General features: G+C 64.1%; 14 protein-coding genes. 6 read left to right on the forward strand and 8 right to left on the reverse strand.

Features of this window, described 5'->3' with window-relative positions:
- Positions 1-15 precede the first annotated feature (15 nt).
- Complete coding sequence (locus FJW05_RS08705; RefSeq protein ID WP_140630401.1) at positions 16-816, reverse strand: SapC family protein; 801 nt, start codon at positions 814-816, stop codon at positions 16-18.
- A gap of 291 nt (positions 817-1,107) precedes the next feature.
- On the opposite strand from FJW05_RS08705, the gene FJW05_RS08710 reads away from it, so the two are divergent.
- On the forward strand, positions 1,108-1,383 hold the full coding sequence (locus tag FJW05_RS08710; protein WP_140630404.1) for a hypothetical protein: 276 nt from the start codon (positions 1,108-1,110) through the stop codon (positions 1,381-1,383).
- On the opposite strand, the gene FJW05_RS08715 is transcribed toward FJW05_RS08710, so the two are convergent.
- From FJW05_RS08715 to FJW05_RS08740, 6 genes are all read right to left on the reverse strand, one after another.
- Positions 1,362-1,904: a GNAT family N-acetyltransferase gene (locus FJW05_RS08715; protein WP_140630407.1), complete on the reverse strand. Its 543-nt coding sequence runs from the start codon at positions 1,902-1,904 to the stop codon at positions 1,362-1,364. The two genes, FJW05_RS08710 and FJW05_RS08715, sit on opposite strands and share 22 nt — an antisense overlap.
- A gap of 15 nt (positions 1,905-1,919) precedes the next feature.
- Positions 1,920-3,245 (reverse strand): hypothetical protein, encoded by a 1,326-nt coding sequence (locus FJW05_RS08720; RefSeq protein WP_140630411.1) that lies wholly within the window; start codon positions 3,243-3,245, stop codon positions 1,920-1,922.
- A 30-nt stretch (positions 3,246-3,275) separates the two neighbouring features.
- Complete coding sequence (locus FJW05_RS08725) at positions 3,276-3,809, reverse strand: tail fiber protein (protein WP_140630414.1); 534 nt, start codon at positions 3,807-3,809, stop codon at positions 3,276-3,278.
- Between the two features lie 10 nt (positions 3,810-3,819).
- Positions 3,820-4,329 carry a tail fiber protein gene (locus FJW05_RS08730; protein ID WP_140630416.1) on the reverse strand — a complete coding sequence of 170 codons (510 nt, stop codon included), beginning with the start codon at positions 4,327-4,329 and terminating at the stop codon, positions 3,820-3,822.
- Between the two features lie 11 nt (positions 4,330-4,340).
- Positions 4,341-4,838, reverse strand: a complete 498-nt coding sequence (locus FJW05_RS08735; RefSeq protein WP_140630421.1) for a tail fiber protein — start codon at positions 4,836-4,838, stop codon at positions 4,341-4,343.
- A gap of 161 nt (positions 4,839-4,999) precedes the next feature.
- Positions 5,000-16,570 (reverse strand): hypothetical protein, encoded by an 11,571-nt coding sequence (locus tag FJW05_RS08740; RefSeq protein WP_140630429.1) that lies wholly within the window; start codon positions 16,568-16,570, stop codon positions 5,000-5,002.
- 393 nt (positions 16,571-16,963) lie between these two features.
- Here FJW05_RS08740 and FJW05_RS08745 point away from each other — a divergent pair, with 393 nt between their 5' ends.
- The 3 genes from FJW05_RS08745 to FJW05_RS08755 all read left to right on the forward strand — a co-directional run bounded on the left by FJW05_RS08745 (position 16,964) and on the right by FJW05_RS08755 (position 19,514).
- Positions 16,964-17,422: an invasion associated locus B family protein gene (locus FJW05_RS08745; protein WP_140630432.1), complete on the forward strand. Its 459-nt coding sequence runs from the start codon at positions 16,964-16,966 to the stop codon at positions 17,420-17,422.
- Positions 17,423-17,953: 531 nt separating this feature from the next.
- Entirely contained in the window at positions 17,954-18,898 is a 945-nt protein-coding gene (locus tag FJW05_RS08750) for an alpha/beta hydrolase (protein WP_140630435.1), read from the forward strand.
- Positions 18,899-18,974: 76 nt separating this feature from the next.
- Entirely contained in the window at positions 18,975-19,514 is a 540-nt protein-coding gene (locus tag FJW05_RS08755; RefSeq protein WP_140630438.1) for a hypothetical protein, read from the forward strand.
- 12 nt (positions 19,515-19,526) lie between these two features.
- Here FJW05_RS08755 and FJW05_RS08760 read toward each other — a convergent pair whose 3' ends face one another.
- On the reverse strand, positions 19,527-21,608 hold the full coding sequence (locus tag FJW05_RS08760) for a N,N-dimethylformamidase beta subunit family domain-containing protein (RefSeq protein ID WP_140630441.1): 2,082 nt from the start codon (positions 21,606-21,608) through the stop codon (positions 19,527-19,529).
- A gap of 187 nt (positions 21,609-21,795) precedes the next feature.
- Here FJW05_RS08760 and FJW05_RS08765 point away from each other — a divergent pair, with 187 nt between their 5' ends.
- Entirely contained in the window at positions 21,796-22,569 is a 774-nt protein-coding gene (locus tag FJW05_RS08765; RefSeq protein WP_140630444.1) for a glucose 1-dehydrogenase, read from the forward strand.
- 189 nt (positions 22,570-22,758) lie between these two features.
- A complete protein-coding gene (gene hisD, locus FJW05_RS08770) occupies positions 22,759-24,081 on the forward strand; it encodes a histidinol dehydrogenase (RefSeq protein WP_140630447.1) in 1,323 nt (440 codons plus the stop codon).
- Positions 24,082-24,094 lie beyond the last annotated feature (13 nt).

Below are 24,094 nucleotides of genomic sequence, written 5' to 3' on the forward strand. Positions count from 1 at the left end.
GTCGCCGCCTATTTTCTAAGCCCGCTTGCGAAGCGACGCCTGGTAGACCAGCGACGACCAGCTGTTGGACGAGGCGAGGTGGCAGTAGATCAACGCGAGCGCGCCGGATTTGCGGAGGTCGAGGAAGGCTTCATCGCCGAGCTTGTTGAGCGCCTGCTCGTCGATCACCTGGAAATCGGTGAGGTTCAGCACCTCGCCGCCTTCCAGCGTCACCTTGCTCTGGCGCGGCGCGAACAGCCCATGGGCGTCGATTTTCTCGACCATGGCGCGGGTGGCGTTGAAGTCGTTCTGGAACTGGCTGCAGAAGGCGAGCGCCTGCTTGGTCGCCTCGGCGGGTTCGGCGCCGTTGAAGAACAAAGCGAGCTTGCCGCCGTCGTCGCGGAATGGCGCCGCCAGCTGATCGACGACGCGATCGCTGGCGCGGTCGACGCAAAGCGTCAGCCGGCCGGAGGTGGCGGACTCGTCCGCCAGGATGAAGGGATAGCGGCGCACATAGGCGGGAATGTAATGGGGTTCGGTCCAGCGGCCGTCGGCGTCGACGAACAGGTTCTCGTTCTGGCGCAGTCCGGTGATGACTACCGGCGCCTTGGTCGGGCCGATGAAGACGATCGGATAGGAGCGCATGGCGCCGGGCATTTCCGACGCCACGACCGGAATGGCATGCGCCGTGCGGGCAAAGCCGAAATCGGCGCGGGCGGTCAGCCCGAGCGAGCCGTGGCGGATCGGGTTGAGCGCCTCGGGCTTGCCGTAGAACAATGGCAGCGCATTGCCGGGGGCACCTGCGGCCGGCGCATTGTCGGTCGTTGTTTCAGCCATGTTGTCGCATTCTCCCCGGAAACTTCGAAAGCTATGAAATAGCGCAGCCATAACGGGTTTAGGCCAGCACAAGGGCTGGCGCAACGGCCGTAGCGGCTCTCTTGCCGGATAGAATCCGCCGAACCGCTCCTGCTCCTTTCCAACGCAATTCCGGACGGAAGGCTACGGCGAAGTCGCCGAACCCAACCACCGCGCAGTTTTCCTGGAATTGCTCCGGTCGGCAGGCTATGGACAACATGGTGCCGGCCGATGACATCGGCGGGCCAGGCAAGCGATCGAGGGCGGACGAGTATGATTTCGGCGACGGATTTCGACCAGGCTGTCGGACAGACTTTCATCGTCGAGACGAGCGGAAAGATGGTCGCGCTTGAGTTGAACGCGGTGAAGCGGATTGGCCACAGCCTGCGCGACGGCGGCGGCTTCTCGCTGCTGTTCAAGGGGCCGCGCGAAATGCTTTTGCCGCAGGCGACCTACCGCTTCGTCGGAAGCGAGCATGCGCATGACATCTTCATCGTGCCGGTATCCCAGGATGCGACGGGCTATACTTACGAGGCCGTCTTCAACTGAGCGCCATCGCCGCCCTTGCCTGACAACGCGGCCGGCCGCGCCATCAGGTCGTAAACGCCCTTGTCTTCGCTCACAGCGAAGCCCAGCCGCAGATAGAGGCGGCGCGCCGGATTGTTCTTCTCGACATGGATCGACACCGCCTTGCCGACGGCGGCAGCCTCGTCGATCAGGTCGTTGAGCAGCGCCGTGCCGAAGCCCTTGCCGCAATGCTGCGGCAGGAAAGCAATGTCGATGATGCGGTGTTGGCTCGGCCAGCGCTCGAGATAAAGGCGGCCGATCCGCTCGCTGCCGTACTCGATCACGAACCAATCGGCGTCGGGATAATAGCGCCGGTAATGCGCGCGCTGTGCCTGGAATTGCATGTCGAGGAATGCATGCTTCTGCGGCTCGCTCCAGGAGGTCACCGCCAGTTCTTCCATTCGCGTCGAGGCATAGAGCGCGCCGAGGAACGGGACGTCCGCGTCCGTCTCTGGCCGCGTCGTCAGCCCGAGCGCGCCCCCGTAATTCTTGCCGGCTATCATTCTTGACCGGCTGCCTCAGACCGGCGGTGTCAGGTCACGCACCACGGCGATCTGCTTGAGATTGCCGGTGGCAAGCGCTGTCCAGTCCCACTCCCATTCGGAGCTGTCCATGGCCATCTGGTTGAGGGTCCACAGACCATTCGAGCCATCGCCAGTGATCATCATCGAGAACAAGGCGAGGCGGCCGTCGGCATTGTAGTCGAGCGACAGGCGCGTGTTGGCGTTGGACAGGCTGAAATCACGCCATCCCGACCAATTCTGGGTGGCGGCGTCATACTGGGCGTTGAAGGAATGGACATGCTGCTGGTCGGACGCGGCCAGCATGATGTCGCCGTCGCCCTGGATGCCGGCGCATAGCGTGGATTTGGGAACCCTGCTGTAGCCGGGGGACGCCCAAACCGTCCAGGTGTCGGAGCCCGCCGGCTGTTGCTTGGTATGCAGAACCTGGCCTGGCTGCGTCATGGCAAAGAGATTGGTTGCGCCAAGCGGACCGACGATCGGCGCCATTTCCGTGAACCTGTATCCGTTGTCGATCTCCACCCATTGCGTCCAGTCGGCCGGCGTCAACGCTTGGGCCTTGGCTTGCTGGCAGCGGTAGAGTTGCAGGCCGGAATTGATGCCGAACAGCGCTATACGGCCGTCGGCCTGGCGCAGCGCGGTGATCGCCACCAGCCCGCCCGGAATCTGCTGCCAGGCGCTCCATGGCCGGGCGGGCGGCCTGAGCTCGTCGGCGGTGACGACGATCGGCGTTGAGGTGCCGGGCGGCGTGATGGTCTTCTGCACCTGAACGATGACGTCCGGGTTCTGGTAGATCCACCAGATGCGGCCGAGATTGTCGGTCGCGAATATCTCGACGCGGCCGTCGGCGTCGCGCGCCATCGACAGCTTTTGGTAGAGAACCGCGCCGGGCGGCGCGCCGATGTTGACCGGCGGGTTCCATTTCTCGATCGGGCCGACCTGATTTGGATCTTCGGCGATGAAGAAGAGATTGGGGCTTCCCGCCTGCTGGGCGGCGATCGCGACGCGACCATCCTTGGTCAGGCCCGCCGTCATGATCACGAAGACGCCTGGCGCAATGGGAGACCAGTCCTGCGCCCACGGGCCGTTCGGCGAAGTCTGCGCCTTATGGATGAGCCGCCCGGCCGCGGAATCGATGCCGACGACCATGAGCCGCGACAGTTCGAAGAAGGACGCGCCGGCGGGCATGTGCTGATAGGCCGGCGGAACGCCGGGTTGCCGCGCGCGCGCCGGCTGCCGGACCTTGGAAGCCGCCTTTGGCGTTGGCGGCTTCTCTGCCTTCGGGGCCGCCGCTTTCATTTTCGATTCTGCTTTCTTGGCCATCGTATCGGTCCTGACCTGTTGGCTCGGAATTCAGGTTCTCGGCGGGAAAACGCCTTGCAGCGCGATGCAGAAATAGCAGGTTAGATAGGGCTGCAGATTGTTGTGAGGCTGGTCGCCGCCGGCTGGCGCGAGCATGCTATCGCTCATCGGCGTCAGCGCAGGTATTGGCGTGCCTGGAACATAGGCGAAGACGTTCTTGGATTTGCCGAGGATTCGCGATGGGGAGGGAACCTGAACGTCGGCCACATCCTGGGTTCCGACCATCACACCGTGCGCGTGGAGCGGCATCTCGCTTTCAAGCAGCGATACTGTCCCTGAGCCCCCGGTCTCACCGAGATCATGCAGCGAGAGTCCCGGGCCTTGGCCTGGATGCATCGGCGAGCGACCCTGCAGGTCGGGCAGGGCGAAATTGGACTTGCCGTTGCCGCCATAGGTGGTGCCGAGTAGCGAGAACAGCGCGGTGTTCTGCGACAGCGGCAACAATTGCCCGTCGCACCATGCCCACCCCTTGGGCGCGAAATTGAAGGGGAAGATGCGAATTTCGGCGACGAACGGATCGGCCATGACGGTCCTCTCAGGTCTGCGACGGGAAGATGCCGAACAGCGAGATGATGAAGTTGACGCACAGATACGGCTGGAAATTATCGTGCGGCTGGTTGCCGCCGACGGCCGACATCATGGTCGCGGCCATGGGGCCATCGGGCGCTTGCCCGTCGATATACATGGCGATCGTCCCGGTAACCTGATCCAGAACGTTCCCTCCCGGATTGTTACCTGTCCCCGTCTGCGTCGATGCCAGCATGGTATGCGAGTGCGCCGGAATCTGCTGGATCGTCAGCGTGATCTGCTCGGCGCCTCCGGTCTCGGCAAGGATGAAGCCGTTGCCTTGATGGAGCGGCAGGCGGCCGCGCAGGTCGGGCAGCGCGAAAGTGCTCTGACCGTCGCCGCCATAGGTCGTGCCGATCAGTTGGAACAGCGTCTCGTTTTCGGAGATCGGTAGAAGCTGTCCTTCGCAGAACATCCAACCGGCCGGCGCGAAATTGCCGGCAAACATGCGGATTTCGCCAACATAGGGTTGTGCCATGATCGCGTTCCTCAGGTCGGCGACGGGAAGATGCCCTGCAGGGCAATGCAGAAGGTCAGCGTCAGGAAAGGCTGCATGTTCAGATGCGCCTGTGATCCGCCGATATTGGCAATGCTGGCCGGGTGCAACGACGTGAGGTTGTCCGGCTGCCTGTAACCGTTGTTGAAGGCGCCGAGAAAACTGCCGGAACTGGTCGGTACGCTGCCGTTGCTGTTCGTTGCTTGCGCCTGGTGGGTATGGGTCGGCAACTCCCCAATGGACAGCGTGTGGGACTGCTCGCCGCCGCGCTCGCCGAGTGTGTGTCCGTCTCCGACGTGGTTCGGTATCCGTCCCCGGTAATCAGGCAGCGCGAAATTCACCCTGCCGTCGCCGCCGAAAGTGGTGCCGAGCAGCGAGAAAAGCGCCTGATTCTGATTGATGGGCAAAAGCTGCCCGTTGCAGAGTGCCCACCCTTTGGGCGCGAAGCCGAACGACATGATGCGGATTTCGGACAGAAACGGTTCTGACATTCAAACACCCCTTCGCTGCCGTCTGCAGACTATACACACACTAACTTATAAGTCTACCATAAATACTTTGTCGTAAAATTCTCTCAAATATCTCTTAATCGATGCTAAGCAAACGACAGTATACTACACTTGCTTCGACTAACGCCTGCCGCTTATCCATGCTACGGCGTTGAATAGAAGCCCGCCGTGCCGCCGGTCGTGACACTGACAGTTCCATTGTTGACGGACTGGATGTAGCTGATGATGGCCGCCGCGTCCGTGGGCGCGCCGGCGTAGGCCGAAGCGCCACCATGCAGGCCAACACGAGTATCGAACCTCGCGCGAACGCGGATATCCGTGCCGCCGGTGGCACTGGTGCCGGTGAAATTATTGGCCAGCCCGCCGGCACCGCCGAGCGTCAACGAAACCGTCTGAGCGTCCCCAGCAACCGTCCCGGCGTTCAGCTCGAAACCGTGGTTGCCGAATGTGCCCGGGTTGCTCGCGGTATTGCCCTGCACCACGGCCGTCAGCTGGTGGTTGCCGCCGTCGACCGCGTCTCCGGTCTGCAGCTCGATCGCATCGTTGTTGTACTGGTAGAGCAGATTGTTGGTGATCGTCACGCTAGAATTGGCGCCGCCATCGGTAACGAAGCCGATATCGCTGCCCTGCGCTGATCCGCTGTTCGCCACGCCGGCGACGCCGATCGTGTTCGAATCGATCGTGCCGTTGAACGAGCTGGCGCCTGAGCCGGTGCTTATGCCCAGCGCGGTACCCACCGCATCGCGCATCGTGTTGTGGGCGATGTTGAAGGTCAGATTCGCCGCGTCGCCGACGCCGCCGGAGCTGATCGTGACGCCGCCGCCGCCGGAGACGATGTTCTGGTTGTTGTTCGACAGCGTGTTGCCGAGCCCGGCCGTCGCGCCGCCAAACACCAGATCCGACTGGACGCCGCCATGCAGATCGAGCTGGAACAGGTCGCCGCGCGCGGAGGTGAAGGTCGAGCTCTGGACCGTCGCGTTGAAGACGCCGTTCGTGGCTTGGAAGACCAGCGCGTCGCCTGATTGATTTCCCGCGGCGGCGTCGGTCGCGAAGGTCGAGCCGGTGATGGTGATGCGGTTGAGGGTTTCGCCATTGTTGTTGAAGACGTGGAAAGCGTCCAGCGCCGCGCCGGTGAAGGTCGAGTTCGAAACCGTGGCGGAGCCCTTGAGGCCGGTGAAATAGACATCGCCCTCGCCGACGCCGCTGACGTTCGTGCCGTTGCTGCCGTTGATGATGACGTGATCGAGCGAGAAGCCGGTCACGTTGTTGCCGAGGATGCCGTAGTTCTGGAAGTCGTTCATCTGCATCCAGGCGAACTGGGCGCCGGATGTGTTGTTGAGATAGATGCCGGTGCCCTGCGCCGTGCTGCCGTCGGCGCCAGTCTTGTTGGCGATCGTGCCGCCCGATCCGGCCGAGCCGGTGCCGGTCACGTGCAGGCCGCCGCTGGAGCCGGTCGTGTCGAGAATGATGCCGTTGGCCGAGCCGCCATTCGAGCTGATGCTCTGGAAGATCAGATTGCCGGATCCGATCGTGGTATTGGCAACGTTGAGCGCCGTTGCCTGGCCCGAATTGATCGTGCTGCCCAAGCCGGTCGCGCTGATCGTGCCGCCACCCGTCGCGGTGAAGCCGGTGGCGTTGCTGCTCGAGGTGTTGATGGTCAGCGTGTTGGTGAAATTGATGGTTGCGCCGGTGTTGTTGCTGAGCGCTATGCCGCCGCTCGAAACTGTCGCCGAAATGGTTCCGCCGAAGGTCGCTGTGCCACCGGTGTGAGACGATACGCTGACGACGTTGCCGGCGCTCGTCTTGGCTATGGTGCCGCTGTAGCTGATGGTGTTCGAGCCGCCCGAGACCAGGAATGCCGTGCCCGAGGCGCCGCTCAGCGTGCCCGCGCCAAGATTGACCGCGCCGGCGCCGGTGACGTTGGTGAGCGAAACATTGTTGGAGCCGCCGGTCGATGTCGTCGAGGTGAAGTTGATGCCCGTCGTGGTGGCGACGCCATTGAGGTTGATTGCCTGCGCGCCGGTGGAGCTGACCGTGCCGGTGGCGACATTGACTGTGCCGCCATTGGCGACGCTGAAGCCGGTCGTGCCGCTGCTGGCGATGTCGATGTTGGCGAAGTTGATCGTCGAGGACTGGCCGTTGTTGTTGATCGACACCGCGGTGCCGGTCATCGGCGTGCCGGTGCCGAGATCGACCGTGCCGTTGAAGCTGACATTGCTTGCCGCCGTCGCGCCGGAGATGACGATGCCGCTCGCCGCTCCGTTTGCCGTGACCGCGCCCGCAAAGGTGAAGCTGCCGCCGGCACGGTTGGTGATGCTTGCCGCTGTGCCCGAGCCCCCGGCAGCAATGGAGCTGGCGTTGTCGAAGACGATCGCCGCGTTGCCGCCCGTGACTGTGATCCCACTGCCGCCCGATATGTCGACGTTGGTGCCGTTGATCGTGCCACCGGGACCGGAGGCGCCGCCGAAGGCTATGCCGGTGCCGGTCGCTGCCGTGGTGATGTTGAGGTTGGTCAGCGTCGTCGTGCCGGTGGTGTTGCGCAGGTCGATGGCAATGCCGGTAGCGCCGGTGCTGGTGACGTTGGTGATGGTGGAGTTCAGCGCGTTGAGGACGACGTCCGTCGCATTGCCCGAGAACGCCACATTGTCGATCGTGGTGCTGGTGGACGGCGTGATCTCAATGCCGGCTATGGTGAAGTTTCGGATCGTCATATGGCTGATCGTGGTGCCGGAGGCGCCCGCGCCATTGTCCTTGATGCCGCGTCCGCCGCCATCGAGGATGAAGCCGTCGATGATGTTGCCGCTGGCCCCAAGCGTGATCGTATTGTTGCCGGCGCTGGTGGTCAGCGTCGCTGCGCCATTGGGCGTCTGGTCGATGATCGAGATGTTGTTGCTGGCGAGTTGGATGGTCGACGGCACCGTCAGCGCCAGGTCGATGTTGCCGTTGGCGAAGCCGCGCAGCTGTTCGCCCGCGGCAAGGTTCAGCGTGTTGTCGGCATTGGTGCTGGCGGCGGTGATGGTGCCGCCGTCGTTGACAAGGACGATGACGTCATTGGCAACCGCCGCCGCCTCGGCTGTCGAAAGCGTCGCCAGATTGCTCTGGTCCTTGCCGCTGCCGTCGCCGGTGGCGCTGGCGCCGACAAAGTAGATCCTGCCGATGCCAAAGCCGAGGCCGGGGCTGGCCTGGAAGTTCACGTCCTGGAAATTGTAATTGCCGGCAACCGGCGCGCTGGACGAGTCGATGCCGACATTGGCGCTGATGGTCGACGACTGGTCGGTCGCCGACTCGCCGTCGCCATAGGTGAAATTGAGGTTGGTCGTCGAGTTGAGGAAGACGCCGGTGTTGACGCCGGTAATGCTGGAGCTGTTTCCGGCCGCATTGGCGTCGCCGAGACGCACCGTCTGGCCGCCGGTGGCGCCACGCAGATCCACGCCGATGGAAGTGCCGGCGCCGGTGGCGTTGGTGACGTCGAAATCGTTGGCCGTGATGGCGGCATTGATCGTCGCGCCGTTGAGGCTGAAGCCAACGGCGTTGTTGTTGCTCAGGCTGATGTCGAGATCGTTGAAGGAAAGCGCCGCGCCGAGCGTGCCGGTGACATCGACGCCGCGCGTGGTGACGTTCTGCAAATTGGCCGTGCCGATGGCGATGGCACCGCCGCCGGACGAGCCGACGCTAGCCAGGGAGATGCCGGCCACGGGCCCATTCGCCGACACGGTCGAGAAATTCAAGCCGAGACTGCCGACGGTGACGTTGCTGAGATCGATGCCTCTGCCGGCCGACGTCGTCGTGATGGTATTGCCGCTTCCGGCCACATTGACCGTTCCGCCCGTGAAGGCCCTGAAGCCGTTACCGGAGGTCGTCGTGATGGCCAAGCCGCCATTGGTGAAATTGACGGTGCCGTTGCTAAGGCCGGCCAGGGAGACAGCTGTGTTGGTGCCGGACCTGATCTGCTTGCTGGCGCCCGAGAAGGTGACGGTCGCCGCGGTGCCGTTGTTGATGCCGAAAATGGCAATATGGCCGCCGCCCGCGGCGAAACCATCGGTCAGATTGCCCGAAAGCGTCACCGAACCGCCGGTCAGCTCCTGGATCGAGACCGCCGCGCCGCTGCCGTTGCTGGCGATGGCGCCGGCATAGGAGACCGTGGCGCTGCCGCCGCTCTGGTCGGTGACCGAGCCGATGTTGAAGGCAGCGCCCGAGCCGGTGTTGGTCAGCGTGCCGGTGCCCAAGTCGAGCGAGCCGGCCACCTGCTGCAGGTTGATGCCGTTGGCCGTACCCGAGAAGCTGGCGCTGACCGAGGTGAAGCCGCCATTGAGGGTGGCCGAAGCGATGTCGACGGCGGTTCCGTTCGAGGTGCTGACGCTGCGCGTGCCGGCGCCTGTCACGTTGACAATGGTGGCGGCTGGCGCAGCGCTGCTGGAGACGCGCAAGCCAGTGCCCGTGGACGTGGTGATGCCCAGCGCGCCGTCGAAGGTGACGGTGGTGGTGCTGGCGGCGTTCTCGATGTTCACGCCGCGGCCGGCCGAGGCCGAATTGTCGATCGTGGTGTTGCCGAAGGTGTAAGTGCCGTTCGAATTGAGAACTTCGATGCCGGCGCCGCCGGACGCGGTGACGTTGACCGCGTCGAGATCGACACTGCCGCCGCTGGCGCCGCTGATCAACACGCCCTGGCCGGCCGCGTTGGTGGAGGTGATGCTGTCGAAATGGACGCCGCCGGCGCCGATTGCGCCCTGTAGCGACAGCGCCGTCTGGCCCGTCGCGTTGATCGTGGTCGAGCCGGCAGCGGCAACCGTGAGCAAGTTCAGGCCAGAGAAATCGAGACCGGTATCGGCCGAGGTGGCGATGTCGAGGCCGCCGTTGAAGTTGACCGCGCCGCCGGCGGTGCCGCCCGAGATCGACACGCCATTGCCGCCGGCGATCGTCACCTGGTCGGTGAAGGTCACCGCCCCGCCGGTGCGGTTGGCGATGTTGATGCCGCCACCGACCAGCGTGCCGGACGTCGCGCTGTTCGGCAGGATGCCGCGCGAAACCTGGATGGCGCCGGAGCCGCCGTTCACGTCGAGCAGTGTGCCGGCAACGCCGATGTCGTTGTTGATGACCGAGAGATTTCCGGTCAATCCCGCGACCTTAATGGCGGTCTGGCCGGCCGCCACATTGCTGATCGTGACGCCTTCGATGATGATGCCGCTGGCGTTGCTGAAGCCCGACGCGCTCTGGTCGATGAGGAAAGCGGAGCCGCTGGCGCCGCTGAAATCGAAGGTCGTGTGGCGGACCGCGTTGTCGCCAAGCAAATGCATGAAGTCGCCGGTGCCGGTGACCACGGTCTCGTCGCCGGTGATGTTGCCGCCGGTGGCGCCTAGGCTGCCATGCACGTTCACCGGCTGGATGGTGCCGATCGAGACGACGTTGCCGTTGCCGAAACCAGTGATCGTCTGGCCCGAATCGAGCGTGAAGGCGCTGGCGCCGAGATCGATCGGACCGACGAAGGCGAAGTTCTGGGTGCCGGTCAGCGCATCGGCGGCGGCAAGCGAAATGGTGCTGACGCCCATGCTGAGGTTGCCGGTCGTGCCGGCGTTGATAAAGCCGCCTGACTGCGAAACCAGCGTGACCGCGCCCGCCGCCGACCCCAGGTTGGCGTTGCCGGTGAAGAACACGTCGTCGAAATCATAGTCGCCGAGCGTCGGATCGAGGCCGACCGTGTTGACGGTGTAGCCGTTGGTGGCCACGGAGATCGAGGATTCCAGCCCGTCGGTCGAGTCGCCGTCACCGAAGGTGAAGGTGGCGTCGGCCGAGGTCGCCGTGGTCTGGCCGGACGACAGATCGACGCCGATGCCGACATCGGCGATCGAGGATCCTTGCAAGAAGGTGATGACCTTGTTGCCGGTCGTCGAGGACAGATCGATGCCGCGCGAGGTGAGGTCGCCGGTGCCCGTGATGGAGGTAACGCCGAAACCGGCGGCAGTGGACGAGCCGCTGAAGTCGATGCCGGTCTGGTTGGCGCCGACATTGCTGATAGTCGTGGTGCCGAGCAGGACGTTGGCATTGGTGCCGCTGAAATCGATGCCGGCCGTGTTGGTGGCCGAGCCCATCGCCACCGTGGTGGTGCCGGAGAACGTCACCAGGCCGGCATTTGAGCCGATCTCGATGCCGTTGCCGCCGGCACCCGAGACCGTGACATTGCCGAAGCCTGCAATGGCGCCGCTTGCGACGTTCGAGACCGAAAGACCGCTACCGGCCGCGTTGGTGATCGACAACGCCGTCATGGCGTGGAACGTCGCGGTTCCGCCAAGACCGCCGATCACCGCTCCGCCGCCGCCCGTCGCGCTCAGCGTCGAACCGCTGAAGCTGATCGCGCCGCCGGTTGGCGCCGTCGTCGAGCCGATGTCGAAGAGATTGCCGGTTCCGGTCGAGGTGACGCTGCCTGTGAACGCGACCGAGCCGCCGGTGGTGCCGTCGATCTTGACCGCCGTGCCCGGCGCGCCTGCCGAGCTGGAGACGTTGGCCGAAACGGTGATCGCCGCGCTGCCGCCGGACACCACGACACCGTTGCCGGTGCCGGAATTGGTGATGGTGCCGCCGATCGAGATGGTGCCGGTGTTGCCAGTCAGGTTGACGTCGTCGCCGTTGACGCCGGTCGTGACCAGGTTGTCGACGCTGACGGTGGCGCCGCTGTTCTGCACCGCGAATCCGGGGACCGTGCCGCCAGCGGTCGCCACCGTCGTAGTGCCGTTGAAGGTGTAGGTGCCGCTGGCCACATTGGTGAGGCGGATGGCATCGGTGCTGGCGCGGCTGATATCGACGGCGCCGAAGCTGACATTGCCGCCGCTGGTGTTCGAAATGACGATGCCGCTGACATCGGTAGCCCCTGAGCCGTCCACCTTGACGCTGTCGAAGGTGACGCCGCTGCTGCCGATGACGAGTCCGCTCGCGCCGCCGAGCTGGATGCCCTTCTCGGTCACGCCGCCGCCCGTCGCGATTGTGTTGGTGCCGGTGACGTTGAGCGTGCCGCCGTTGACGGCGCTGAAGGCAAAGCTGCCATCGGTGGTGAGGTCGAGACCGCCGGTAAAGTTGATCGTGCCGCCGGCATTGCCGCCCAGATCGATGGCATTGCCCGAACCGGTGACGTTGGCGGTGATCTTGCCGGCGAAAGTGACCGAGCCGCTTGTCAAGCCGCTGATCGTAACGGCCCTTCCGGAGCCTGTCTTGTTGATGGTGCCGTTGTAGGTGACGTTCGGCGTCGACGCGGAGACGACGAAGGCGTCGCCCGCCGTGCCGGCGATTGAGCTCAGATTGTCGAAGATCAGCGTGCCGGCGGTGCCGCCGCCGATGTTGATGCCGGTGGCCGCCCCGGTGATGTCGAAATTGTTGAAGGTGGCGGTGCCGCTGTAGGCGCTGATCGCGAGCGCCGTGCCGGCAACGCCGCCGATCGTGGTGTTGGTGAAGGAGGTCGTGGCGCCTGAGCTGTTCAGCTTGATGCCGGTCTGCGCGGACTGGACGATCAGATTGGTGACGCCGATGGCGCCCGAGGCGCCGGTCAGGTCGAAAGCGGTGACGGCGCTGGTGACGGTGACGCCGTTGACCGTCAGGCTGCTGATGCCCGCGCCGTCGATCGTCGAGCCGGAGCCGGCGTTGCTGACGCTGAGGTTCTGGACGAGGTTGCCGTTGGCAAGGTCGATGGCGCTGCCGCCCGAATTGATGAGCGTGGCGCCGCCGTTGCCGAACGGATCGGCCTGTGTTGCACCGCTGACGACATTGGTGCCGGTGACGTTGGCCGGGGGCGCGCCGAGATCCACCGTCGCGCCATTGGCGAAGGAGACGAGCGACTGGCCGGCGGCGAGCGTGAAGCCGTCGGCATCGGTGTTGATGACGGAGCCGTTGTTGACCAGGACGAAGATCGTGTTGGACGGCGCCCCGAGATCGTCCGCCAAGGCGGCGCTGATCAGGTCGTTGACGCTCGAACCGTTGCCGGCGCCGGTGTTGCTGTCGCCGACGAAGACGATGTTGGCGGTGTCGAACAGCTGCGGCCCGATGAGCGCCGTATCGTCGAAGGCGTAGCTGCCGCTGCCTGCCATCAGGCCGCGCATGTCGAGCGAGGCGTCCGTGCCGGTGATCGAGGCGCCACCAGCGGTGCCGAAGGAGAAGGCGGTTTTGGCGGAGACGCCGGCCGCGCCATTCGTGCCCATCTGCACGCCGGTGCCGGCCGAGATGACGCCGCTGCCGATGATGACAGACCCGCCGGTGGTGCCGGAGAGGTCGATGCCCGTCGAGGTACCGCCACCGGAAATGTCGAGCGTCGCAGCGGTGAAGGTGGATGTGCCGGACATGCTGAGGCCGGTCTTGCCGGTCTGCAGGTTGGTGATGTCGATATTGCCGAAGGCGATGGTGCCGTTCGCGCCGATGACGTTGATGCCGTTTTGGCTTGGATTGTCTATCGCGACATCGCCGAAGGTGACGGCGCCAGAGTTGCCAATGAGCCCGATCGCCTGGGTGGTCGCATTGTTGACGGTGACCTTGCCGCCGAAGCCGACCGTGGCAGAGCTGCCGCCCACCACAATGCCGCTCGCAACATTGGAGATGGTCGTCGTGCCGGTGACGTTGAAGCTGCCTGTTACCGCCCCAAGGCTGAGACCGGTCGAGCCCGGGTCGGTGCCGGTGTGGCTGAGGCTGGACAGCGTGACATCAAGCCCGATATTGGCCGCCCGCAGGCCGTTGATCATGTTGCCGGACACTGTCCCGTCGGCGATGGAAAGCGTGCTCGTTCCAGGGCTCGAGACAACATCGACCCCGATGCGATTGTTCTGCGCATTGACCGTATCGAACGCGTAGGCGCCGGTGCCGACAATTGACAGGCCGGTGCCGCCATTGTTCGCAACCGTTGTCGTGCCGGTGAAGGTGAAATTGCCATTGGCCAGCGCCAGGCCGGCGCCGGTGTTGCCTGTCGAGCCGATATTGGAGGCGCTGATGCCGCTCGTGCCGTCAAATCGCACGCCTGCCAAACTCGCGCCGCTGACCGACATGCCCGCCAGCGTGACGCCGGTGACATTGGTGCCGTGGATGCCGTTGCCATTGGCGACGCCGGCGATGTTGAAATCGAGCAGCGAAGTGTTGCTGGCGACCGTAACGGCATCGCCGGCGCCCGTATTGGTCAGCGTCGCCGCGCCGTTCGCGTCAGAGACGACCTGGTCGTGCTGGACATTGTCGCCGGTGACGTTGACCGGGACGCCGCCGAGCGAGAAGGTGCGGCCGTTGCCGAAGGAGGCCATCGTCTGGCCGGCATCGAGCGTGAAGCCGCCAGCGGCGTCGATCGGCGTGTTGGCGGCGTCGTTGACCAGCACGAAGATGGCCTGGCCGTCATGGTTGTTGTCGGCGTCGGTGATGGATGCCAGGTTCGAAATCGAAGAGCCGTCGCCGGAGCCGTTCGCGCCGACGAAGAACAGATGCTGTTGGTCGAAGAGCTGACCGCCGCTGAAGGTTGTCGTGCCGAAGGCATAGGTGCCGAGCGTCTGGTTCAGGCCGCGCGCGTCGAGCGAGGCGGCTTGTCCCGCGATCGAGCCGCCGCCGAAAGTGAAGTTGGCGTTGGCCGAATTGGCCAGCGAGCCGGAAATGCCGAGGCGAACGCCGGTATCGACGCCCGAGATGCTGCCGCCATTGGTGAAGGTGATCGTTCCACCGGTCGTGCCGGCGAGATCGATGCCGATGGTGTTGGCGGCGTTGGTGCCGGTGAGCTTGAGCGACTGCGCGGTGAAATTGGTCTGGCTGTAGGAGAAGTCGATGCCGGTGCCGATGCCGAGTCCGGAAATTACGATGTTGCCGGCGACCACCGCGGCATTGACACCATTGAACCTTATGGCGTCGTCGTGGACATTGGTGATGTCGATGTCGCCGAAGCGGATCGTCGCCGGCGAATCGGCGATCACGATGCCCGCCGAGGCCGTGTTCGAGATGGTCGTGGCGCCATTGACCGTGAAGCTGCCCGACAGGTTGTAGAGCACGACGCCGGACGTGCCGCCGTCCTGGGTGATGGAATCCAGCACGACATGGGCAGTGATCGGGTCGATGAAGACGGCGGTGCCGCCATTGCCCGAAATGGTGCCGCCGGTGGTGGTGAAGCTGCCGCCGCTCGACGTGCCTTGCACGGTTATGCCGCGATCGGTGTTGTCCAACGCATTGACGGTGGCGAAGGTGTAGGTGCCATGCCCCGTGACATCGAGGCCGTCGTCGCCATTGTTCTGAAGCAGCGTCGTGCCGGTGAAATTATAGGTGCCGTCGCCTTCTATATGCAGGCCGTCGAGGCCGTTGTTCCGCGACGTGAAGTTCGAGGCGCTGACATTGGTCGAGTCACCGGTGAAGTCGGCACCGCTGCCGCCGGCGCCGTCTACCGTGACGTCAGTCAGCTTCGTGCCGGTGACGTTGTTGCCGAAGATGCCGTCGTCGCCGCCGGTGATGGTGATGCCGCTCAATGTGTTGTTGTTGGCAAGCGAGATGACCGGGTTGGCGGCGTTGGTGCCCTGGATCGTGCCGTTGCTGCCGCCGAAATTGTAAGTGCCGACGCTGCCGTTGGCGAGTTTGGCCTGGACGCTGCCGCCACCGCCGATGACGATCTGGCCATCGGTAAGCGTTACGCCGGCGGTGGTGATGTTGCCTTTGCCGCCTAGGGCTACGACGATGCCATTCGCCCCGGCGCCCGCAACCGCGTTGTCGAGCGTCGTCGGGTCGCCGATCGTGCCAAGGCCGAGGGAATCGTTATCGCCGTTGGCGAAGAAGAATTTGCCGAAGGCGGCGTTGGTGGCGGCGTTGATCGCCACGCGCGTCGTCGTGCCGGCGACCTTGTCCTGGTTCTCCAGCCTAACGCCGATGTCGCCGCGCACGCGCTCGTTGAGCCGCTTGCGCAAGCCGGGGCTCACCATCGAGACGAGGTCCGCCGCATCGTCGGCGGAAGCGCTCTTGCCGGGCACGTTGAAAGGCACCGTCAGCCGGATGCTGCCGGCGAACTGGGTATTGTCGCGATTGTCGTTGCGCACCTCACCGGCGAAGGTCAGCGACGTGGCGGTGCCGATGACATCGCCGATCGTGTATTCGATGCCCGCCTTGGCGCCGGTGATCGAGTGGTCGTCGCCGTCCGGATCGGCGAAATGATAGGCGCCGATATCGAAGCGCAGCGACTGGTTTTCCGGCAGGTCGATCGGCGCCTGGACGCCGACCTCGCCCTCGATGCCCCAGGCGGCATAGGTGCGACGGTCGATCGCCGAGATTTCTTCCAGCAGCTGGTTGCCGACCAGCGACAGCGTCGAATCGATGCCGTTCGAGCCGCGATCCTTGCTGATCGGCAGATAGACATTGACATGCGCGTCGTATTTCGAGGTGATCGCCTCGAGCCCGAGCGTGGTGGCGACGAACTGGTGGCTGTTGTCGTTCTGGATGTTGAGATAGGCGTAGCCGCCGATCATCAGATCGGGATTGACGATGCGGCGAATGCCAAGGCCCACGTCCTGGCCGAAACCATCGTCGAAATCATATTTCGAGCGGACATCCAGGAACAGGACGGATTCGAGGTTCTGCTTGACCGGAAGGAAGCCTTCGAGCGCGGAGTAGCCACTGTTACTGTCGGCGCCGATGATGGCGCGGATCTGCGGTTGCCACAGGCCGGCATCCTGGGCATGCGCGGCAAGGCCCGACAGGGCGAGGGCGACGGTCGTCAGCGCGGAGCTGCGCAGCAAAATACCCGACCGACGGGATGCAGCCAACGCTCCGCCGTGCTGCTTGTGGCGCCCTGCAGTCTCCCCCCGACGTTCAGTCAGCCCTTTGCGCGAACGCATATACCCGTCCCGGCCGCCGCCATGCTCTTCCGCTGGAATACCAGATACTATTGTATTGCATGGTATTGCACCGCAATTAACGGTTGAGGTACCGTATTAACATAGAATTTGGAGTCCTGTGGTAGTAGAGCAACACCGATTTTTTCTCCAACGACTCGGACTCACTAAGCCGGCTACAGGCGCCGAAGTTGTAATGCGAGAATTGGAGCTATATTAGTGAATTTTAATGTACAGAGGCGATCAGGATATTTGGCCGCCGGCCTCAGCGCGGTTTTGTTGCTGACAGGTCCTGCCATGGCTGAAGATGCCAAGCCCGCCGAGCCGACGCCGGCCGACGCCAATCCCTGGGTGGTCAACTGCTCCTCAGGGTCGACCGGAACGGAGCTGCAATGCCAGGTCTCGCAGAATCTTACCGAAGCCAAGACCGGCCAGCGGGTGCTGACCGTGACCGTGCGCGGTCAGCAGAACGCCGCCGGGTTTGCCATGCTGCTTGCCCTGCCGCACGGGCTGTTCCTGCCTTCGGGCGCCTCGTACCAGATCGACAGCGGCAAGAAGGCAACCGTGGCCATCCAGACCAGTGACCAGAACGGCGCCTATGCCGCGGTGCCGCTGGCGCCCGAGCTGGTCAAGGCGATGCGTTCTGGGACGACCCTGAACATCGGCATGGAATCGGTGACGCGCAAACCGGTGACCATTCCGGTTTCGCTGAAAGGCTTCGGCGCAGCGATCGACAAGCTCGAAGCGACCAAATAGGGCACTGTAAATTGCTCAGTCGCAAGATCGAACCCGGCTGGAAGCTATACGAAAACAGCCCCGCACCTCGCTGTCATCAATATGCTGGCAGATAGCTTTGCGAACAGGCCAGCAGCTTAGTCGGTCCAGACACCAAATCGCGGTCGCAGAGCCGAATTCGACCGGCAGATCGTCAGGGCCGGATGCAAAGCCGGCTCCTCATCACGCCGCCTGACTGTGAAGTTCCGCTTCATAGCCCATTGACGTTATCGCCAATAGTCGATCGCGGGCAGCGGCCTTAGATCTGGCGGGCAAGTCTGGACGCACGCCGCAATTCGGCAGTGCGGCGCCATCGAGGCCCAGATACGCGATGTTCAGGAGAGCGACACCATGCGAGATGCGACATTTTCCCGACGCGACGTCCTTTGGACCGGTGCGCTCACCATCGGGGCCGCTTTCGCCGGGCCCCTTGGACTCGCCGCCGCGGAACGCGGCCGAGGCCCGGAGCCGGCGTCCTGGGTGGATTCGGCGACACCCGAGGTGACGCATCGCATGATCGAGACGAACGGCATCCGCTTGCATGTAGCAGAACAGGGTGAAGGTCCGCTCGTCATCCTCTGTCATGGCTTTCCCGAATGCTGGTATTCCTGGCGCCATCAGCTTGGCGCGCTGGCGAAGGCCGGGTTTCGCGCCGTGGCGCCCGACTTGCGCGGCTATGGGCGGAGCGATCGTCCGGAGGAGCTCGAGAAATATACGATCCTCCATGACATCGGCGACATGGTGGGCCTCGTCGACGCTCTGGATGCCAAACAAGCCGTGATCGCCGGCCATGACATCGGCGCCGCGATCGCCTGGCAAACGGCGCTTCTGCGTCCCGACCGCTTCCGCGCCGTGATCGCGTTCAGCCCGCCGTTCCGCTCGCGGGGATTCGGCGACGCCGGGCCGCCGACGACGCTGATGCCGCGAACCGAGGATGCCCTGTTTTACCAGCTCTACTTCCAGAGCCCGGAGGCCGAGGCGGCACTCGGTCGCGATCTTCGTCGCACCTTCCGCTCCATGTTCTACTCGCTTTCGGGCGACAGCCCGCCATCAGCCAACGCCGGGGGATTCGCCGCGGGGATGGTTCCTCGGAACGGGGACTTCCTCACCAATCCGGCGTCCCTGCCTTCCTGGATCGGCGAATCCGACATCGACGTTTATGTCGAGACGTTCGCGCGGAGCGGATTCCGCGGCGCCCTGAACTGGTGGCGCAACATCGACCGCAGCTGGGAACTCATGGCCGCCTTCGGCAAGGCCGAGGTCGCCGTTCCAGCGCTCTACATCGCGGGCGACCGCGATATCATCCTTGACGTGTTTCGACCAATCATCGCCAAGCAATCGGCGCTGGTTCCCAAGATACGGCCGGCGATCATCCTGCCGGGTTGCGGCCATTGGACCCAGCAGGAACGTGCACCGGAGGTGAACTCGGCGATGATCGACTTTCTTCGCAGCCTATAGCCGAGGAAAGGTCGGCTCGGCATGCCGCGGTGTTCGGGCCGCGGTCTCGTGAACGAAACCCAACGAGGGAGCTCGCATGTCGCCGCAAATCGTGTTCCTGACCCATCTCATCTTGGGTTATATCCCGTGGCTGCTTTGCTTCGGCGCATATATATGGCCGAGGCTCAGGGCGATGGATCATTTCGATGCGCAACGGGCCATCGCGGCCCTGCACAGCTTGCGCCTCTTCGGGCTCGCCTTCCTCCTTCCTGGCGTGGTTGGCCCCAATCTGCCTGACGGCTTCGCCACCTTCGCAGCCTATGGCAACTTCGCAACCGGGGCGCTGGCCTTGCTGGCGCTGCTCACGATCAGGGTGCGACCGTTGTTTTGGCTGCTCGTCATCGCCTTCAATCTCGTCGGGGTGGCGGACATCGCCGTCGATTTTTATGACGCGGTCCGGGTCGATCTTCCTGCAGTCGCTGGCGAACTCGGCGCCATGTACGCATTCCCGGTCATCTACATGCCGTTGCAGATGATCACGCACTTGGCCGCTTTCTACCTGCTTGTGCGTTCTCGGTCGAACGCCGTTTCCTCTTTCGTCGGCGATGCGCCCGCATCACCGGCCCGGAGGAACTAAAAGGCCATGGCGTCACGACGGAGGGCGATCGCTCGGCGTCGGAGTTGGCCTCCTGCTTTGCAATGCCGAGAGACGGTTGAGAAGGTTCAGGGTGATCCTCCCCACGTCGTTCATTGCTTTGCCGGCAGGCAGCGCGCCGCACCAGGCGACCGAACTTGCCGAAAAGATCAGGCCACCCGCAGCAAGATTTCGTAAGGTCATTTCGGCGCAGCGACGCCCGGCGCGCTCTTCGTCCCCGCCCGCGTACCAGCGCGAGGGATCCTGGAAGAAGCCGGCCGGAAAGTCCGTCGCGCGGGCGATCACGACGGTGTCTGCCGACGTGCCCAGGGCCGGGTTCGTCGCATCCACCTCGTAACCCGCGGCGGCACCCAATACGATGCCTTCCGAACCGAAGGTTTCGTCCTCGATGCCTTCAAACAGCCATGCGCATTCCGGCGCGTGGCTTTCGGACGTTCGCGTGAACGGACGCGCGCCCTCGAAACCCATCAGCGAAATCGCGCCGCCGACCAGTGAAAACTCGCCCCGGCCCCGGGAGCGAAGGTGGCCGCCAGGCTCGTTGGTTATCGACAGATATTGTTCGCTGACCGGGCCGTCCCATGTGCGGCCAGGTTCCAGGGGCGAGCGGCGCAGTTCCATCAGGTCGTCCTTGAAGGCGACCGTTCCGGCAAAGCCGTTTCCGCCGAGATAGGCGATGCTGCCGCCCTCGGCCGCGAATTGCCGCAGTGCCCCTTCCATCTCGGTCGACATGTATTCCGGATGGCTTCCGGTCACGACGGCACGATGCCCGCGGAGAGCTTCGATCCCCTGCCGATGCAGCTCGTGATCGGTGACGATGTCGAGCGCGATGCCGTTCTCGTTGCAGAATCTGAGGAAGTGCAGATCGACCGGCAGGTTGTGAGGGCAGCCGCATAGCGGGTAGTTGTAGTCGTCCCGCAATGTCACCTTGGGTTTGCGATAGGAGCAGATCGACACGCCGCTGAGATCGGAGTGATAGTCGTAGAGCGACTTGAGGCTGTTTGCGATGGCAAAGCGGTGTCCGCGGTCGTCGCACTTCCATTCATAGAGGTGGTCTGGAAGTTGCTCGTCCGCGTAAGCGAGATAGGTCGCGGTCGGCAGCAGATAAAGCAGCGGTGAGGAGGCACGCGCGGAGATGACGAAGAACACGACGCGCTCGTAGCCGCCGTCCCATTCCACCTGGAAAGCGTATACGCCCGGCTTCGCATTCTCGGGCACCGCGGCGCGGTGGGAAGCGGGCCAGTCGAGCGGTCCCATGTCATCGTCATGGCAATGGACGGCATCGTAGTGCGAAGGCACGAGCCGGGGGTCGAAGCTCGATCCGTCCCAGCGCGCCGATGTCACGCAGAATGTAGGCTGATTGATCGCATCGAGCGCCAGCGCAACCGGTCCGCCTGACGACAGGATCGGTCCCGTCGGCAGCAGGGTCGGGAAATCCCAGGCGATTGGCCCTTGGGAAGTCTCCAGCCGAATAGCCGCAAATCTCGCATTGAGAGTGAGCTCGCTTCGAGAGCTGCTCACGCCGAAGAGGATGTCGCGCCCTTGTGGATGCCATTCGGCGTCGCGCAGGCGCCGCTTGAATTCGTAAGGGGCGAGGAGGTCGTGAGATTTCAGCGTGAAGAACGGCTCCTCCTCATGCATGCCGAGCTCGACTGTCAGCCAAACCCCTTGCGGAACCGGCGCAGACAACAGACGATCGTTCCGCGTTTCCAAGGCGATCGCCCCATCGCGAAGGCCCAGCAGAAAGGAGCCCGCTTCCAGGATCGTGCGCGGCCCCGTATTGCGGGTGAGAAACAGCTCAAAGCGGATGCCCTTGACGGCAGGCGCTTTTGCAAGCTCCTCGGCGCGCAGGCGAAGGTACGATCCATGATCGAAGCTGCGATGGGCGTCCGGCTCGGATGTCGCCTCGATTGGCCAATCCACAAGGTCCGCGGCTTGTGTGTCCAGCCGGCATATCCGCACTCTTTCCACCGGCCGGCTGCAGGAGAGGGCAAGTTCCACCCGCTGGCCGGGCCTTACGCTCCAGGGCGTGGCATAACCGGCAGCGCTCATCGCTCCATGGTCAACCAAGCGGCGCATCGATCGTGCCTCTCAAATCCATGAATGACGGAGCGACTTCGCGGTCTTGGTTCCAGATCGACCGGTTGTCGCGCATGCCCCTCAACCACTACCGCAACCCAGTTGATTTGTATATGCTTGTATAGGTAAGTTCGATCCATTAGGCTCAAGGCGAGATCGTCAAACCAGCCGTGCCAAGGAGGATCGCATGCGCAACGCTCCGCTCTTCGACCTGTCGGGTCGGAAAGCGCTTGTCACCGGCGCAAGCCGCGGCATCGGGCGTTCCATTTCCGAGGCGCTGAGCGCGGCCGGCGCCGATGTCGCCGTCACGGCACGCAGCCTTGCCTCGCTTGGGGAGACGACGGCAGCCATCCGCGCCGCCGGCGGGGTGGCGCATGCCATCGCCCTGGATGTCACCGATGTCGGCCGCTGCAGGGCGGCGACGGCCGAGGCCGCCGGCCTGCTCGGCGGTCTCGATATTCTCGTCAACAATGCCGGGATGGAGGAAGTCCGCCCCTCGCTCGATGTCGACGAGGCACTTTGGGACCGTATCGTCGACACGAACCTCAAAGGCGCATTCTTCTGCGCCCAGGCTGCCGCGCAGCACATGAAGGACGCCGGCCGGCCGGGCGTCATCATCAATCTTTGCTCGCTCACCTCCGAAGTCGGGATTCCGACGGCTGTGCCCTATGGCTCGTCGAAATCGGGTCTGCTCGGCATGACGCGCGCTCTGGCAGCCGAGTGGGCGGATCTGGGGATCAGGGTCAACGCCATCGCCCCCGGCTATTTCAGGACGGCAATGACGGAAGTGTTCTACGGCAATGAGGCATGGCGGCAATCGATGCTCGCCAAGATCCCGCAGCACCGCTTCGGCGACCTGTCGGACCTGCACGGGATCGCTGTATTCCTCGCCTCCGATGCCTCGGCCTATATCACCGGTCAGTCCATCCCGGTCGATGGCGGCTTTCTCGCGTCGATCTGAGTGGCCTCCGATCAGCTATGCTCGAGTTGGCAGGATCCAGAAAATGCTGGCAGCCATTATACGTACATGTATATACTTTTACAGGCTGGCACTACCTGCGGTCCTTGCCCATGTTGCCGGTCTCACGGTCTTCCAGGCGTGTGACCGGCCATCGCCAGCCGCCACCGCGTTCCAGGAGAAGGAGCAGCCATGTCCGATATCAGCTTCCACGACCTGTCGACCCTCGATGCCGACCGGCGGGCCAGCCTGTTGGGGCGCGCCGAAGCCGATCTTTCGGTCTTCGTCGAAAAAGCCCGTCCGATCATCGAGGCGGTTAGGACCGAAGGTGACGCCGCCCTGCTTCGGTTCGCGCGCCAGTTCGACAAGGCCGATATGGCCGATGGCGGGCTCAAAGTCTCGGAAGCGGAGTTCGACGCGGCATTCGACAAGGTCGAGAAGGATGTCGTGGAGAGCATCCGGTTCGGTATCGAGAACATCAGGCATTTCCACGAGGAGCAGCGTCCGGAAACGATGTGGCTGAAGGAAATTCGGCCGGGCGCCTATGCGGGTGACAGATACACCCCGATCGCCTCCGTGGCGCTTTACGTTCCGCGCGGCAAGGGCGCGTTCCCGTCGGTGACGATGATGACCTCGGTTCCGGCTGTGATTGCCGGCGTGCCCCAGATCGCGATCGTGACGCCGCCGACTTCCGATGGGTCCGTCGATGCCGCGACCCTGGTCGCCGCACGCCTCGCCGGCGTCGAGACCGTGTACAAATGCGGTGGCGCCCAGGCGGTCGCCGCCGTCGCCTACGGCACCGAGACGGTGAAGCCCGCCGTCAAGATCGTCGGGCCGGGCAGTCCCTGGGTGGTGGCGGCAAAGAGCCTGCTGTCCTCGGTCATCAACACCGGGCTTCCGGCCGGCCCGTCCGAAGCCATCATCTTTGCCGATGACAGCGTCGATGGCGGCCTTGCCGCGCTGGACCTTTTGATCGAAGCCGAGCACGGGCCGGATTCCTCGGCCTATCTGGTGACGCACAGCCGCAAGGTCGCCGAGGCCGCGCTTGCCGCGCTGCCGCAGCATTGGTCCCGCATGAGCGAACAGCGCGTCGAATTCTCGCGCGCTGTGCTGACCGGAACGCGCGGCGGCATCGTGCTGACCGCGTCCCTTGAAGACAGCTACCGCTTCATCAACGACTATGCCCCGGAGCATCTCGAGATCCTGTCGAGGGAGCCGTTCGCGCATCTCGGGTACATCACCGAAGCGGCCGAGATCCTCATGGGTCCGCATACGCCGGTGACGCTCGCCAACTTTGTCCTCGGGCCCAATGCCGTGTTGCCGACCAGCCGGTGGGCGCGAACGTATGGGCCGCTGGCGGTCACGGATTTCGTCAAGCGCTCGTCAGTCGGTTATGTGACGTCGGCGGCCTATCCGGAACTCGCCCGGCATGCGCGCACGCTCGCCCGCTACGAAGGCTTCAGCTCGCATGAAAATGCGGTGTCGGAAATCCGTAGCCGCTATCTCTCGGTCTGAGGGAAGCGATGAC

The organism is Mesorhizobium sp. B2-9-1, from assembly GCF_006439455.1.
Taxonomy (GTDB): domain Bacteria; phylum Pseudomonadota; class Alphaproteobacteria; order Rhizobiales; family Rhizobiaceae; genus Mesorhizobium.